A 14277-nucleotide genomic window follows, 5' to 3' on the forward strand; every position below is an offset into this window, starting at 1 on the left:
CGAATACGCGGGGCGCCGTTTATGCCAGCACCCAACCGTCCGCTATTGTCCCACATGCGACATGGCCCACAGCATCGCAATGCAAAGCACCGCCATCAATCCCGTGCACACAGCAGCGATCACGGAATCACTCATGCGCCTTCCCAACGACCGCGGCTCACGCACTTGCCCTGCTCCGTACATCATGGCTCCTCCTTCGGTCCAGCTCTTACCATGGCCCCATCATCGCAGCGCCGCGCATACGCTGCCATCGATTTGGCTTACGCCCAGCTTTCCTTTTTGAAAGGTTGGACCGTACAGGCAAGAGACGCTTTCAAGCGCATGCATCGCCCCGTTGAACTACAATGTACTTCACCATATGTGCAGCACATTGGGTGCGCCAAGTTGGCGTACTCGTATCGAAAGGACCAGCCATGAGCTTCACTCGCAAGACTCTCAAAATCCTTGCCCTCATCTACTTTGTTTTGGGCATCGCCAGCCTCGTCATTGCCGGCGTCGGTATCGCCACGGGCAATCTCGATTCCACGTACGGTTCGTACGCCACGCTCGCAGCGGTCGTGCTTATCGCCAAGGGTCTCGTCGACCTTGCCGCAGGCGTCGCCGGTATCAAGGGCGCCAACAAGCCTTCGCAGGTAGACGGCGCGTTTAAGCTCGGTATTGTTGCCGCTGTCGCCACGCTTGCCCAGGCGGTGCTCACGCTTCCCGCGTTTGGCGGTGACGCCATCAACTTTGGCGCCTTTATCATCGTGGTCTACGACTTGTTCTTTGTTCAGCAGGCACATGAGGTTAAGGCCGAGAACAAGGACCGCCTGTAAGCGCCCGCTTCTCATAACCTCTGCAGCCAAGCAACTAAAAAGGGCCGATCGCGCATCTCCGCGGTCGGCCCTTTACGTTTGCCCAGATAAAACCTACCAAAATAAACCTGTCCCTTTTTGGCAGGTCGTTAGCTGTGGCGGTACTCGGCGATGATGAAGTCAATGTCGGTTTGAAGGGTGTCCAGGTTTGCCAGGCGCTCTTTGTCGGCAGGGCGCGTGCGGTAGTAGTAGGGCGTCATCTGAAATACGGCTTCGATGTCGGCCTGGGTCTGAAGCGTAATATTCGCAGACACCCGCTGCGTTCCGACCAACTCGAGCTCAGTGGTCTGCGGCAGTTTCTCGTCGTTAAGGTACGGTGTATCGTAGAGCACTTCCTTAAGCCCAAACAGATGACGGGCACCTGGCACGACGGTGTAGAGCGAGCCCTCGGGCGCCAGCACGCGGGCAAACTCACGCTCGTTAAAGGGAGCGAAGAGCTCGGTCACCATATCGAAGGCGCCATCGGCCACGGGGATGTCCTTCATGTTGGCCACGAAGTAGGTCGCATCGCCGCGCTTGGCGGCCAGGCGCACCATCTCTTTGCCCAAATCAAACCCGTAAGCGTCCACGCCCGGCACCGCGCCCATGGCGCTGGTGTAGTAGCCCTCGCCACAGCAAATATCGAGCAACGTCATGGGACAGTTCGTAGACGCGGCACGTCCAAACACCCGCTCGCGCACCAGCTCAACCATCGCATCGCGCAACGGCGCATAGTAGCCGCGGTTCAGAAAGTCACGTCGGCTGCGCGCCTGCGACTTGGGATCGCCCATGGAATCGCCGCTCTTGGACGAGCGTAGGAGGTATAGATAGCCCTCGCGCGCACGGTCAAACCGGTGTCCGCCCGCGCATGCAGCACCGCGCTCGTTATCCGCCAGTGGCTCATGGCAAACGGGACACAACAACATGGCAACTCCTTAGCGCGAACAACACAACGCCCACCATTGTCGCACGCCTTCCCCACCTAGTCATTGGGGACGTTCTTGAAGGACTAGTCGTTTAAGAACGTCCCCAATGACTAGTCGATTAGGAGTATCATCATCTGCGCAAATAAGCACGAAAGAGATATTAGAGATTGAGAGCGTATGGCTGACACCGCATCTAAGCACATTGACATGACCACCGGATCGCTGTGGCGCAATATTCCCCTGTTCGCCTTCCCCGTGGCCGCCACGAGCATCTTAGAGCAGCTGTCGAACCTCATCGCCACGGTCATCATCGGTAATTTCTCGGGCGACCAGGGAACCCTCGCCATGGCGGCGGTCGGCTCTAATGTTCCGCTTACCAGCCTTATGCTCAACCTGTTTATTGGCATGTCGCTTGGCTCCAACGTGGTCATCGCCAACGCTATCGGCCGCAACGATCAGAACATGGTCAAACGCGCCGTCCATACCTCGATTTTAATGGCGCTCGTGGGCTTTGTCGTCATCGCGCTGGGCGAGATCTTTGCCGAGCCCATGCTCACCGCGCTCAACGTTCCCGCCGAAACCATGCCGCTCGCCTCGCTCTATCTACGCGTCTTTTTGCTGAGCATGCCCTCAATCTTGCTTTACAACTTTGAGGCCGCGATCTTCCGCTCCGTCGGCATCACCCGCATGCCGCTGCAGGCACTTGCCGTGTCCACCGTCCTCAACATTGGCCTGGACCTCATCTTTGTCCCCGTACTCCACTGGGGCGTCGCGGGCGTCGCCATCGCCACCGCCATCGCCTACACCGTCAGCGCCGCTACACTCTTTATCCGCCTGCTCAAGACCGACTCCGTCGTCCGCGTCACCCCGCGCGACCTGGCTATCGACCCCGTCGCCCTCAAGCGCATCGTCAAGATTGGCCTGCCCGCCGGCATCCAGAGCGCCGTCTTTGCCGTCGCCAACATCATCATCCAGTCTGCCATCAACAGCCTGGGCACCGAGGTCATGGCGGCATCGAGCGCCGCCATGAGCCTGGAATACGTGTGCTACAACCTGCTCAACAGCTTTAGCCAGGCTTGCACCACCTTTGTGGGACAAAACCACGGTGCCCGCCAGATCGACCGATGCACCAAAACGCTCAAGGTCTGCCTGGTCGAAGGCGGTATCGTCGCGCTCACCACGATTATCGTTATTGTCGGCCTGGGGCGCGAGATCTTGTCGCTGTTCAACAGCGACCCCAACATCGTCTCGATCGGCTATATCCGCGTGTGTTCGATCTTCCCGGCGTACGCCTTTAGCATGTTCTACGAAAACATGTCAGGCTACCTGCGCGGCTTTGGCATCTCGCTCACGCCCGCCCTCATCACCATGATCTGTGTCTGCGGCATCCGCTTCTATTGGGTGTTCTGCGTGTTCCCGCACTTCCGCACCTTTGCGAACATCATGATGGTCTACCCCATCAGCCTGGGTACCACGGCGTTCTTTATGGTCGTGGCGGTACTACTCTGCCACCCGGCACGCACCTATCGCGCCACCCAAGCCAAAGCGACAGCCCGCTAAACACCGCACTCAACGCCACGCCAGTCATTAACTGACAATATGCGAGCTCATATAGTCGATAAAGCGCCTCGTGGCGATGGGCATGGTGTCCCAGCTGCGCCAGGCGGCCACAACGTCGCGCGAGGGGGCATGTACGATGGGCCGCACACGAATATCGGCTCGCATGCCCTCAACGGTACGGCGATACAGCATGCTCACGCCTAGGCCCTCCTCCACCATCGCCATGATGGTGTAGTCGTCGGTGACCTCGCTCGTCACGTGCGGCGACAGTCCGTGCGTTGCGAATGCATCGAGCACCAGACTCTGTTCGCCCTCATCCAGCAGCACAAACGGCTCGGACGCCAAGTCGGCGAGCGTCACCTTTTCCTTTGCCGCCAGCGGATGCGCGGTCGGCAGCAATGCCACCAACTCGTCGTGATAGACCACGCGCTTCTCGAGCCCAGCGGTAAATCCGCGCGCCGTAAAACAAAAATCAACCACGCCATCGTGCACCCACTGGGCGTTGCGCGTGTAATCGCCCTGCTTGAGGGTAAAGCGTACGCCCGGGTGCAGCGCACCAAAGTCGCGGATCACACGCGGCAGCACGGTACGACTCACGTTGGTAAACGTCGCGATGCGAATATCGGTCGACGAAAGCCCCAGCAGCTCCTGGCGCTTGCCCTCGAGCTCGGCCTCGGCGGTCACAATCTGGCGCAGGTACGGCAGATATTGCTTGCCGTCGCGCGTAAGCGAAACGCCCTGTTTACCGCGCTCGATAAGCGTGGTACCCAGCTCGCGCTCGAGCGCCTTGACGGCCTGGCTCACCGCACTTTGCGTATAGCCCAGCTCGTCCGCCGCACGTTTCAGACTGCCGCAATCGACCACCATGCAAACAATCTGATACCGCGATGCCATCGTGCCTCCACATCAATGCAGCCGTAAAACGTTTTGCCAGCGCTTTTCGCACCAACTTTAGCGTTTCTTAATCATACTGAAGATACATTCGCTTTACTACATCCAAATCTGGGAGCAGAATCCTTTTTGCGAAACCGTTCTGTAACAAAAGGAGTCCCATGGATCGCAAAAAAGCAATCGCGCTCTCATTTTCCGTTCCCGTCGCATGGGGCTTTTCGTACCCCCTCATGAAGATCGGCATGGACAGCATGAACGCCACGAGCATCGTTGCGCTGCGCTGTATCATCGCCTTCGCGGCCTGCCTTTTGCTCTTCCACAAGCGCGCGTTGCGCATCAACCGCGACCTTATGGTCCGCGCCGCCATCATCGGCGCCATTATGGCAACCGAGCTCACCTGCATGTGCCTGGGCTCCAGCCTCACCTCCGCCTCCACTGCCGGCTTTTTGCAGAGCCTGACGGTCGTGATCGTGCCGTTTGCCAACGCAGCCCTGCTGCGTCGCGCCCCCGAGCGCAAGGTGCTCATCGGCACGGCCATCGTCACCTGCGGTATGTTGCTGCTCTCGGGTGCCGACTTCACCAGCCTGAACCCGGGCGCGCTCATCATGCTGCTCTCCGCCTTTATCTACGCCGGACACATCATTGTCGCCAAGCGGTTTGTCGAAGAAGTCGATCCGCTGTCCCTGGGCGTTTGGCAGCTGGGCTTTGGCGGCCTGTTCTCGGGCATTGCCGCATGCGTCTTTGGCGGTTTCACACTTCCCAGTACGCCCAGCGAGATCGTGGTCGTCGTTGCCCTCGCGCTCATCTGCTCTGCCTACGGCTTTATCACCCAGACACTCGTGCAGCCCCACGTGCCTGCCGAGACCACTGGCTTCGCCTTCTCGCTCGAGCCGGTCTGCTCCGCCGTCTTTTCGTTCTTCCTGGTCGGCGAGGTCCTGAGCCCCATCGCCTTCTTTGGCGCCGCCCTCATCCTCACCGGCGTCATGGCGGCAACCGTGCAGCTCCCGCGCCTTCATGCGCATGCTCACGACCATGCCCGCATGGCAGGAGCGCCCGAGCACGTCTCGTAGACCCCACTCTTCATACAGCCGCGGCATAAAGGCAACCGGTGCGCCTTTACAATAGATGCCAGCAGAGCATCTGACGTAAAGGAGCCCCATGGACGCCGCGTCCCGCGACCGCAACATAGCAACTTGGTTGGGCGATGCGCCGCAGCCGGTACGTGACACTACGAACCAGCTGCTCGAGCGCATCGCCCTTTTGCGTGCTGAGCAAACCATCTACCCGGCACAAGACGACATCCTCAATGCCCTCGCCTACACGCCGGCCGACCAGGTCAAGGTTGTCATCTTGGGTCAAGACCCCTATCACGGACCCAACCAGGCCATGGGGCTGTCGTTCTCGGTCCCCGAGACGCAAACCAAGCTACCGCCGAGCCTGCGTAACATTTACAAGGAACTCAACGCCGATCTGGGTTGCCCCATTCCCGCCACGGGAGACCTAACCCCATGGGCACAGCAGGGCGTCCTGCTCCTCAACACTACGCTCACCGTGCGCGAGCATGCCGCCAACTCGCACGCCAAACTGGGCTGGAGCACCCTGACCGACTACGTTATCGAACGCTGCTGCCAGCTGCCCCAGCCGGTAGTCTTTTTGACATGGGGTCGCTTTGCCCAGCAGATGGTCGAAGGCAAGATCGTCGCAACTGGTGCGGGCAAGACAACCGGCAAGTTCTGCCTGGCCTCTACGCACCCCTCGCCGCTTTCGGCCAACCGTGCCACGGCAGAACTCCCCGCCTTTATGGGATCGCGTCCCTTCTCGGCAGCCAATCGGCTACTCGAACAGCACGACTCGACCCCCGTCAACTGGACTTGCCTCGGCTAACAATCGATACATCAAAAATGCGCCCGACGGCTTTCCATCGGGCGCATTTCCTATTCGGGCCAAATAAATTGTGTGCGGCCGGCCTCGCCGCCATCGATTAGCAGACTCTGCCCGGTCATAAACCGGTTGGTCACGCCCACAAAGTAGATCCACTCGGCGATCTCTTGGGCGGTGGCCCAGCGCTTAAGCGGCGTGAGCTCCATAATCTGGTTCCACAGGTGTTCGTCTTCCATCACGCAACGGTTGAGCGGCGTGATAACGCCGCCCGGGTCCACACTGTTGGCAATGGCCTGCGGTGCCAGGCGGTTTGCAAGGTTCTTGGTGTAGGCGATAACGCCGCCCTTGCTGGCAGCATAGGCAGGAAACTCCGATCCCGTATGCCCGCTCGCCGACCCCACATTGACCACGGATTTGATAGCCGGCGCCGGCTTGGCGGCAAGCCCCTCCCCCGCAAAGGCGTAGCGCTCGGTCACGTTGATGGTGCCATACAGGTTGGCGGCGATGTCGTCAGCCGAATCCTGCGTACCGGCAACGTTCACGATCACCTGGGGTTCAAGATCGTCTGGAAACGCGTCCGGCTTGCGAACATCAACGATCAGATGGCGGTAGCGCTCGTGTTTGATCGCCGCCGGTAGCAAATCAAAGCCCACGACCTCGTGGCCCTCGTCCAAAAATCGTTGCACGCATGCGGCTCCGATACCGCCCGAAGCACCCGTGATCAAAACCCGCATACTTGCTCCTTAGGCGGTTGCGTGGCGCTCGAGGTACTCGGAGCCCACATTCTCGCGCTCCCAGCCGCGCACGACCTTGTAGCCCACGGGGCTCAGGAAAACCTCGCACAGCAGCTCGGCAACAGCGCCGGTCAGCGAGCACATAAGGACCTGCACCCAGGTCCAGCCAAAGAACGTGTGGCTCACCACGATGGCAAAGACCAGGTTGTCGATAAACTGGCCAACGCCCGTGGAGACATAGGAGCGGAAGGCAAAGCTCGCAAAATTATTCTTTTTGACCATTCGGCCGAGCGACTGATTGAGCGTGGAGTTAACCACGGCAGAAACGAGCATGGCAAGCGACGAGCCAAGCACCACGTACCAGGTGCCACCGATGGTGGCGTTAAGGGCAGTGTTGACCTCGATCATGCCGGTGTCGTAGTAGGCGCCCCACATGCCGGGCGTGAGTGAGCATGCCCAAAAGCACAGGCTCACGGCCAGGTTGACCAGCAGCGCGAGGATAGAGATTTGGATGGATGCCTTGGCGCCAAAGCGCTTGCAGATCATGTCCTGGCACAAAAACGAAACCCAGCTCACCACAAAGCCACAGTCGAGCGCCAGATACGGCAGGCTGATAAGCTCTTTGTTGGCCAGCAGGTTCATCATGATGACGCTCACGAAAAACAGCGAAACCGTTGCCGCGGGAATGCTCCGCAACAGGACTTTATAGTCCTCCATGACCTTCTTGATCATTATGTACTCCTTTGGTTTTAGGTTTAACGAGCAGGATATCGGATCCGAACTGCTCGGACGCCCCGGTCTTGAGACGACGGTGGGTATGATAGCCGCTCACACGGCATCAGGCAAGCAAGCAGCGCGGTGGCACCGCAGGGCCACCGCGCCGATGCGTTAAAAGGCTACGTTGCCAAACTCCGACAGGATAAGGTCGGGGTTGTGGTCGGTTGCCCAATCCACGTTCCACGGGCTCGTGAACAGCAGCAGCTTGCCGCCGCGCATGTCCTCGACGCGTAGCGTGTCGCGCGTGAGCGAAAGAGCCGGGATATCGATGGTGTCGGGGTCGTTCTGGATCCAGCGGATGTCCGTATAGGGCAGCGGCTGGCGACGAACCTCAACACGGTACTCGGCCTTGAGGCGGCGCTCGAGCACCTCAAACTGCAGCACGCCGACCACGCCCACAATGACGCTCTCCATGCCGGCACCCAGCTCGCGGAAGATCTGGATGGCACCCTCCTGGGCAAGCTCCTCCATGCCCTTGACGAACTGCTTGCGCTTGAGCGTATCGACCTGCGTAATGCGAGCGAACATCTCGGGGGCAAACGTCGGGATCTGCGGATACTGCACGTGGCGCTTCCCGGAGCACACGGTGTCGCCGATGCTAAAGATACCCGGATCGAACAGGCCCACGATATCGCCCGCGTACGCCTCGTCCACGATGGCGCGGTCGTCGGCCATCATCGACGTGCCCGTGGCAAGCTTGAGCTTGCGGTTGCCCTGCACGTGGAAGGCGTCCATGCCGCGCTCGAACTTGCCCGAGCAAATGCGCACAAAGGCGATACGGTCACGGTGGTTCTTGTCCATGTTGGCCTGGATCTTAAACACAAAGCCGCTAAAGTCGTCGCGGCAGGGATCGACCGGTTCGCCGGTGAGCGTATCGGTATAGGCGCGCGGCGTCGGGGCCAGGCGCAGGAACTCCTTGAGGAAGGGCTCCACGCCAAAGTTGGTGAGCGCCGAGCCAAAGAACGCCGGGCTCAGCTTGCCGCAGGCCACGGCATCCAAGTCGAGCTCGTCGCCGGCACCATCGAGCAGCTCGATGTCGTCCATCAGGTTCTTATGGTTCTCCTCGCCGATGAGCTCATCCATGGAAGGATCGCCCAGCTCGGCCTCGACCTCGGCGACCTTCTTGGTGGCGTTGGCGTGGCCGTCGCCCTCAAAGGCAATGACGCGACGAGTCTGACGATCGAACACGCCGCGGAAGTTGCGGCCGCTGCCGATCGGCCAGTTCATGGGATACGTATTGATGCCCAGGACATTCTCGATCTCTTCCATGAGCTCAAACGGATCGCGAGCATCGTGGTCGAGCTTGTTCACAAAGGTGAAGATGGGAATGTGGCGCAGTGTACAGACCTTAAAGAGCTTTTTGGTCTGGGCCTCGACGCCCTTGGCACCGTCGATGACCATGACCGCGGCGTCGGCGGCCATAAGGGTACGGTAGGTATCCTCCGAGAAGTCCTGGTGGCCGGGGGTATCGAGGATATTGACGCAGGCGCCGTTGTAGGTGAACTGCAGCACCGAGGAGGTGACGGAGATACCGCGCTCCTTCTCGATGTCCATCCAGTCCGAGACGGCATGCTTGGCCGAGCTCTTGCCCTTGACCGAGCCGGCGGTCTGAATGCTGCCGGTATAGAGCAGCAGCTTCTCGGTCAGTGTGGTCTTACCGGCGTCCGGGTGGCTGATGATCGCGAATGTGCGGCGCGACGAGATTTCATCCGACAGGCTTGCCATGCGGATCCTTTCTTGCATTGAGTGCATTACGTCGTTGTAACCGTATTATTGTAGCCGCGAAATCCCGCCCTAGGGCGCCTATCAGGACAAATTCATCAGTTGGGGCTCGGACGGTGGAATGTCAGCGGTGTTCCGCGATGGGTTGTCTCAATCTGTAACACCTAGAAGGGTTTTTGACCTCCAGATGTTACAGATTGAGATGAATGAGTAGAGGGACGGACGGCCCCGTTATTTCCTCTTGCATAACTGTGCATAGTGTGTATATACTGTGCTTACCGGTTATATACACGTGTAGCCCATCAGCTAAGGAGCCGCTGTGGACATCATCCTATCCAATTCGAGCGATAAGCCCATCTACGAGCAGATAACCTCGCAGGTCAAAGCTCAGATCCTTTCGGGCACGCTTGCTGCGGGAGCCAAACTCCCCAGCATCCGTGCACTCGCGAGCGATCTTGGCGTGAGTGTCATCACCACCAAGCGCGCCTACGCCGACCTGGAGCAGCTCGGCTTTATCTGCACTGTGCAGGGCAAGGGCTGTTTTGTCGCCGAGGGCAACCAAGAACTCTTGCGCGAAAATCAGCTCTGCCATATCGAAGAGCTGCTCGCACAGGCAGCAACGCAAGCCGAAGCCGTGGGCGTCACGCGCGATAAACTGCACGAAATGCTCGACCTGGTAGCCCCCGAAACCATGCAGTAACCATCTGCAAGAAAGGCTATGCCATGCAAAACTTGCTAGAACTCAAAAGCATCTCACGCCGCGTGAGCGACCGCTTTTCGCTACGTGGCGTCACGTTGGCCGTGGAGCCCGGCCAAATTGTTGGCTTTGTGGGCGCAAACGGCGCCGGCAAGACGACGACCATTCGCGCCACGCTTGGGCTTATAAAGCTCGATGCCGGCGAGGTGCACCTGTTTGGGCAGCGCTGTGGCACCGACGCGCCCGATGAGTCGCAACGCCACCTGCGCTCTCGCATCGGCCTCGTGCTGGACACATGCCCCTTCCCCTCCACGCTCAAGGTCGGCCAGATCGAGGCGCTCGTAGGCCCGGCGTACCCCACGTGGGACCGCGAAACGTTCGCCGGATTCATCAACCGATTTGGCCTCGATCCCAAGACAAAGGTCAAGGACCTCTCCCGCGGCATGGGTATGAAGCTGCAGCTCGCCTGCGCGCTCAGCCACAATGCCAAGCTGCTCGTTTTGGACGAAGCCACCGCGGGCCTCGATCCCATGGCACGCGAGGAACTGCTCGATGAGCTGCTCGCCTTTGTCGCCGACGGCCAGCGCAGCGTGCTGCTCTCGAGCCACATTACGTCTGATCTCGATCGTGCTGCCGACCGCGTCATCTGCATCGATAACGGCTCGATTGTGTTTGACCTGCCACGCGAGGACATTACCGACCGCGCCGGCATCGCCCACTGCACCCAGGCACAGGCCGCGGAGCTCATGGCGTGCGTCGAAGGCGCCCGTGACATCCACCACGCCTATAGCGTGGACGTGCTCGTGCCCAACCGTCGCGAAACGCTCGAGGCCTTCCCAGAGATTCCCTGCGATCGGGCAACCATTGATGACTATCTGCGCCTCATGCTGAAAGGGGCTTCGAAATGAAACGCGCCTTTATGTCCGAGCTCGCCATCGTTCGCACGCTCACCCCGAGCATCGCGGGCGTCGGCCTGTTCATCTTCGTCGTGCTAACCCTTGCCAACGCGTCGGATGGCGATTCCGGCATGAGCGCCGGCGCCTGCGCGGTCAGCGCCATGTCGCCCATCATGGTCATGAGCTCGCTGGCCGGCTTCGACAATCAAAACGGATGGGAGCGTTATCGGGCAACGCTGCCTCTCACGCGCAAAGACATAATTTGCGCACGCTACCTGTGCATCGTTGTCTTCTCGGCCATCATGGCCTGCGCCGCCGTGCTTTTGAACATCATCGCCCTTCCGTTCTTCAACAGCGCGGGCGTGGCCTCGACAGGACAAACCATCTTTGAGATCGCAATTGCCTCGGCAGCATCGATGCTCATCTCCCTCATGGTGGTGTTCTTGGCACAGCCGCTGTTCTTCCGATTTGGATACATGGAGGCACTGCGCCTATCCGTTGGCCTGTTTGCCCTACTCGGATGCCTTACCATGGCAGCGCTGAGCTCCTCCAACCCCATCAGCAACTGGCCTATGTCGATTGCCGGGGCGAATCCCGATCCTGCCGTCCTTGGCTGTCTGTGTGCAGGAATTGCCGTACTGGCGCTCGCACTATGCGCAATCAGCTGCACCGTCAGCACCAAGGTTTATCGAGTACGCGATCTGTAGCCACACGAGTCTCAATCCGCGAAGGACGCGATCGCCCCCCCTCCCCGCAAATCCGTGGCAAAGGGCATGTCCCCGGCGTGCGCCACTGTACTACTTGCGCAGCGGCTTGGGCAGTGGAATGCCGGCGGCGATGACGGCCGCGATGATCATGCAGACGATACCCTTGAGGGGGAAGCACATGAGCAGCAGGCCCACGACCATGACCGGCTGACGCATGACCGCACCCATCGTCGATGCCGTGCAGACGGCGACGCAAAAGACCGGATCTGCGCCGGTGAGGATGGCAAGGCCATAGCCCAGGCTTACGCCCGAGAAGATAACCGGGAAGAAGTGACCGCCGCGCCAACCAAGGTTGATGAGGGCGGGGGTCAGCATGGCCTTGACAAAACCGGTCGTGATAAGCATGCCGGCGGGAATGGTGAGGTAGGTCTCCATGAGCACGTCGGCCTGGGTCTCGCCGGCAAACATGGTGCAGGGCAAAACCGTACCGCAGATGGCGAGCGCCAGACCGGCCAGCATGGCTTTGACGACAGGGCGCGCCCCTATTGCATGGGCAAGCGCTTCGCTCGCGTGCTCAGAGACAAAGTACAGCCAGCCGCAGATTGTTCCGATCAGCGACAGAGGAATGAGCCAGGTAAGCTCCAGGTTGCCCACCACGGCGGCCTCGAACCTCGGCATACCCATGCCGCCGCCCACAAGCTGGCCAAGCAGCAGGTAGGTGCCCAAACCGCCAGCGATCGCGATACCGTAGACCACGGTCTTTTGCGCCTTGGGCAGCTTGATCGTGATCTCGTCGGACGCGGACTCATCGTCATTAGCACTCTGGCCGTCGGCGCTACCGGCGAGCGGCGCCACAAAGCCAAAGACGGGCGCGGTAAAGAGCGCCGTCAGGGCAGCCTGGGTGCCCAGCAGCGTGAGCTCCCTAAACTCGGCGCCAAAGCGACGCATACGGTCGCCGACCCAGCTGCACAGACCCGCGATAACGCCGGTCAGGCCGGCCTCCGGTCCAATGCTGCCGCCAAACAGCAGCGGCAGCAATGCTGCGAGCGAAAGCTTGCCCAGGTTGTCGTACGGGTAGCGCCCGTCTTGCTTAACCTTAGCCATCACCTGGTTGAGGTCATCGGTCTTGGTGCCCGTCATCTTTTCGAACAGACCGATTAACAGGCCGCCCAGCAGGCAGACAAAAAACGGGTACGGCAGAAAGCCAAACGGGCCGCTGGCAAGCTCGGGCGAAGCGACGCCCAGCGCGCTCGGAATCTCGGTCCATAGATAGTCGATACCATGCTCCATCGCAAAAAAGAACAGCCAGACCGCGGCACCCGCGAACGCACCGGTCACGGCAACGCTAACCAAAAACAGCGCGCGGTTTGTGGGTTTGGCAAGGTTATCCATCGGGTCCTCCCGCGGTCAAAGTCGACATAGATACGTTTTATTGTAGAGCGAGCGTTGCCCAGTCAAGCCAACCGTCTGCGCCGCAAGCGGAGCCACCGGGGACCCCGGCGGGACAGGCTCAAGGCTTATCCGTTGATAATTGATGCGATCTCGTGCAGATCCTGGGCAAAGTAGATGCCGTGCTGGCGCCTCGGGCTCGAAAGCCCTTTATCAATCATGTGCCCAAGCAGCGCCTTAAGGTCATTGTAGTAACCGTCCAGGTTATACAGGATGCACGGAGCACTCAGGTGCCCCAATGACGCCGCGGACATGACCTCGGCAATCTCCTCGAGCGTTCCCGTCCCACCGGGAAAGGCAATGAAGGCATCGCCAAGCTCGATCATCTTGGCTTTGCGCTCGGCCATATCGCTCGTCACGATAAGGTCGTCGATTCCGTCGTGCTGAAACTCGGCCTCGATAAAAAAGCTCGGCTCCACACCCGTCACGTGTCCGCCAGCATCGAGCACGCTATCGGCGAGCGCGCCCATCAGGCCCGATTTGGACCCGCCGTATACCAGCGCGTGTCCGTTGGAGCCAATCCAGTTGCCCAGTTCTTGCACCGCAGGCAGAAATGCTGGGTCATTGCCGGCGCTGGCACCCAGATACACGGTGATGTTCATATTCAGTCCCCCTCATCGTGACGCGCGGCACCCGCTCTAGCGTTGGCGTCGACGATACTCGCGCACGCGGCGCGAAAGATCGGCGAGCTCGTCGCGATCGAGCTCTTCCAAATGCTCCAGATCATCCATAAAGCGCGCCATGGTGTCCTTTTGACGCATCTTGATAAGCGTATTGCAGTAGTTCACCGCCACACCCGTGAGCATGGCGATGTAAAAAATGCTGATAACGCTCAGAACGACGGTAATGGCGCGGGCAACCGGTGTTTCGGCCGGGATGTCGCCAAAGCCGATCGTCGAGACCGTCTCAAAGCTAAACCACAGGCCATCACCAAACGTGAGGGTCGTGGGCTCGGACAGCCAGACGGCCGTCGAGCATAGCAGGTAAAAGATAAGAAACAGGCCCGTGATGCGCGCAAAGCCAGCCTGTCGCAGCACGTCGGCAAGCGTCCTCAACTTGTTCATCGCGACCCCTTTTCCCAGACGCCCAATCACGTTCGCTCGGTATTGTCCCACAACCGGCAGTTAGGGACGTTCCTTTTAATATGAGCAGGACATTGTCAAGAGGCAAAATCGGGCCTGGCCCCAACGATATGGGGTCAGGC

The 14277-nt window shown here is 59.9% G+C and carries 15 protein-coding genes; 7 read left to right on the forward strand and 8 right to left on the reverse strand.

The features are described from left to right. Positions 1 to 413 precede the first annotated feature (413 nt). Positions 414 to 815 (forward strand): hypothetical protein, encoded by a 402-nt coding sequence (locus tag I2D57_RS08060; protein WP_195362107.1) that lies wholly within the window; start codon positions 414 to 416, stop codon positions 813 to 815. 128 nt (positions 816 to 943) lie between these two features. Here the strand turns inward: I2D57_RS08060 and I2D57_RS08065 are convergent, their stop codons facing one another. After that, complete coding sequence (locus tag I2D57_RS08065) at positions 944 to 1759, reverse strand: putative RNA methyltransferase (RefSeq protein ID WP_195362108.1); 816 nt, start codon at positions 1757 to 1759, stop codon at positions 944 to 946. Between the two features lie 177 nt (positions 1760 to 1936). Between I2D57_RS08065 and I2D57_RS08070 the strand changes: the two genes are divergently transcribed. Beyond that, entirely contained in the window at positions 1937 to 3319 is a 1383-nt protein-coding gene (locus I2D57_RS08070; RefSeq protein WP_195362109.1) for an MATE family efflux transporter, read from the forward strand. Positions 3320 to 3346: 27 nt separating this feature from the next. Here the strand turns inward: I2D57_RS08070 and I2D57_RS08075 are convergent, their stop codons facing one another. Further along, positions 3347 to 4213 carry a LysR family transcriptional regulator gene (locus tag I2D57_RS08075; RefSeq protein ID WP_195362110.1) on the reverse strand — a complete coding sequence of 289 codons (867 nt, stop codon included), beginning with the start codon at positions 4211 to 4213 and terminating at the stop codon, positions 3347 to 3349. A 158-nt stretch (positions 4214 to 4371) separates the two neighbouring features. On the opposite strand from I2D57_RS08075, the gene I2D57_RS08080 reads away from it, so the two are divergent. Together I2D57_RS08080 and I2D57_RS08085 are read left to right on the forward strand one after the other, a co-directional pair. Continuing rightward, positions 4372 to 5280: a DMT family transporter gene (locus tag I2D57_RS08080; RefSeq protein ID WP_195362111.1), complete on the forward strand. Its 909-nt coding sequence runs from the start codon at positions 4372 to 4374 to the stop codon at positions 5278 to 5280. An 88-nt stretch (positions 5281 to 5368) separates the two neighbouring features. Beyond that, a complete protein-coding gene (locus I2D57_RS08085) occupies positions 5369 to 6094 on the forward strand; it encodes a uracil-DNA glycosylase (RefSeq protein ID WP_195362112.1) in 726 nt (241 codons plus the stop codon). A 50-nt stretch (positions 6095 to 6144) separates the two neighbouring features. On the opposite strand, the gene I2D57_RS08090 is transcribed toward I2D57_RS08085, so the two are convergent. From I2D57_RS08090 to I2D57_RS08100, 3 genes are all read right to left on the reverse strand, one after another. Next, a complete protein-coding gene (locus I2D57_RS08090; RefSeq protein ID WP_195362113.1) occupies positions 6145 to 6825 on the reverse strand; it encodes an SDR family NAD(P)-dependent oxidoreductase in 681 nt (226 codons plus the stop codon). 9 nt (positions 6826 to 6834) lie between these two features. After that, positions 6835 to 7557 carry a VUT family protein gene (locus tag I2D57_RS08095; protein WP_229055701.1) on the reverse strand — a complete coding sequence of 241 codons (723 nt, stop codon included), beginning with the start codon at positions 7555 to 7557 and terminating at the stop codon, positions 6835 to 6837. A 156-nt stretch (positions 7558 to 7713) separates the two neighbouring features. Beyond that, positions 7714 to 9327, reverse strand: a complete 1614-nt coding sequence (locus I2D57_RS08100) for a peptide chain release factor 3 (protein ID WP_161161758.1) — start codon at positions 9325 to 9327, stop codon at positions 7714 to 7716. A 316-nt stretch (positions 9328 to 9643) separates the two neighbouring features. Here I2D57_RS08100 and I2D57_RS08105 point away from each other — a divergent pair, with 316 nt between their 5' ends. The 3 genes from I2D57_RS08105 to I2D57_RS08115 are packed head-to-tail and all read left to right on the forward strand — an operon-like array spanning position 9644 to position 11624. Further along, positions 9644 to 10024, forward strand: a complete 381-nt coding sequence (locus I2D57_RS08105) for a GntR family transcriptional regulator (protein WP_118388727.1) — start codon at positions 9644 to 9646, stop codon at positions 10022 to 10024. 23 nt (positions 10025 to 10047) lie between these two features. Further along, complete coding sequence (locus I2D57_RS08110; protein WP_195362114.1) at positions 10048 to 10929, forward strand: ABC transporter ATP-binding protein; 882 nt, start codon at positions 10048 to 10050, stop codon at positions 10927 to 10929. After that, complete coding sequence (locus tag I2D57_RS08115; RefSeq protein ID WP_195362115.1) at positions 10926 to 11624, forward strand: ABC-2 transporter permease; 699 nt, start codon at positions 10926 to 10928, stop codon at positions 11622 to 11624. Before I2D57_RS08110 ends, I2D57_RS08115 begins: the two co-directional genes overlap by 4 nt. Positions 11625 to 11714: 90 nt before the next feature. Here the strand turns inward: I2D57_RS08115 and I2D57_RS08120 are convergent, their stop codons facing one another. The 3 genes from I2D57_RS08120 to I2D57_RS08130 form a co-directional block, all read right to left on the reverse strand. After that, positions 11715 to 13016 carry a chloride channel protein gene (locus I2D57_RS08120; RefSeq protein WP_195362116.1) on the reverse strand — a complete coding sequence of 434 codons (1302 nt, stop codon included), beginning with the start codon at positions 13014 to 13016 and terminating at the stop codon, positions 11715 to 11717. Positions 13017 to 13141: 125 nt separating this feature from the next. Then, the gene (locus I2D57_RS08125; protein WP_195362117.1) at positions 13142 to 13675 is read right to left on the reverse strand and encodes an LOG family protein; all 534 of its coding nucleotides are present in this window, start codon (positions 13673 to 13675) and stop codon (positions 13142 to 13144) included. Positions 13676 to 13711: 36 nt separating this feature from the next. Further along, the gene (locus tag I2D57_RS08130) at positions 13712 to 14137 is read right to left on the reverse strand and encodes a potassium channel family protein (protein ID WP_035136976.1); all 426 of its coding nucleotides are present in this window, start codon (positions 14135 to 14137) and stop codon (positions 13712 to 13714) included. Positions 14138 to 14277: the final 140 nt, after the last annotated feature.

Source organism: Collinsella aerofaciens (genome assembly GCF_015553355.1).
Lineage (GTDB): Bacteria > Actinomycetota > Coriobacteriia > Coriobacteriales > Coriobacteriaceae > Collinsella > Collinsella aerofaciens_V.

Coding starts and splice junctions, on each gene's coding strand:
- I2D57_RS08060 (WP_195362107.1), top strand. CDS start 414: ATGAGCTTCACTCGCAAGACTCTCAAAATCCTTGCCCTCATCTACTTT.
- I2D57_RS08065 (WP_195362108.1), bottom strand. CDS start 1,759: ATGTTGTTGTGTCCCGTTTGCCATGAGCCACTGGCGGATAACGAGCGC.
- I2D57_RS08070 (WP_195362109.1), top strand. CDS start 1,937: ATGGCTGACACCGCATCTAAGCACATTGACATGACCACCGGATCGCTG.
- I2D57_RS08075 (WP_195362110.1), bottom strand. CDS start 4,213: ATGGCATCGCGGTATCAGATTGTTTGCATGGTGGTCGATTGCGGCAGT.
- I2D57_RS08080 (WP_195362111.1), top strand. CDS start 4,372: ATGGATCGCAAAAAAGCAATCGCGCTCTCATTTTCCGTTCCCGTCGCA.
- I2D57_RS08085 (WP_195362112.1), top strand. CDS start 5,369: ATGGACGCCGCGTCCCGCGACCGCAACATAGCAACTTGGTTGGGCGAT.
- I2D57_RS08090 (WP_195362113.1), bottom strand. CDS start 6,825: ATGCGGGTTTTGATCACGGGTGCTTCGGGCGGTATCGGAGCCGCATGC.
- I2D57_RS08095 (WP_229055701.1), bottom strand. CDS start 7,557: ATGATCAAGAAGGTCATGGAGGACTATAAAGTCCTGTTGCGGAGCATT.
- I2D57_RS08100 (WP_161161758.1), bottom strand. CDS start 9,327: ATGGCAAGCCTGTCGGATGAAATCTCGTCGCGCCGCACATTCGCGATC.
- I2D57_RS08110 (WP_195362114.1), top strand. CDS start 10,048: ATGCAAAACTTGCTAGAACTCAAAAGCATCTCACGCCGCGTGAGCGAC.
- I2D57_RS08115 (WP_195362115.1), top strand. CDS start 10,926: ATGAAACGCGCCTTTATGTCCGAGCTCGCCATCGTTCGCACGCTCACC.
- I2D57_RS08120 (WP_195362116.1), bottom strand. CDS start 13,016: ATGGATAACCTTGCCAAACCCACAAACCGCGCGCTGTTTTTGGTTAGC.
- I2D57_RS08125 (WP_195362117.1), bottom strand. CDS start 13,675: ATGAACATCACCGTGTATCTGGGTGCCAGCGCCGGCAATGACCCAGCA.
- I2D57_RS08130 (WP_035136976.1), bottom strand. CDS start 14,137: ATGAACAAGTTGAGGACGCTTGCCGACGTGCTGCGACAGGCTGGCTTT.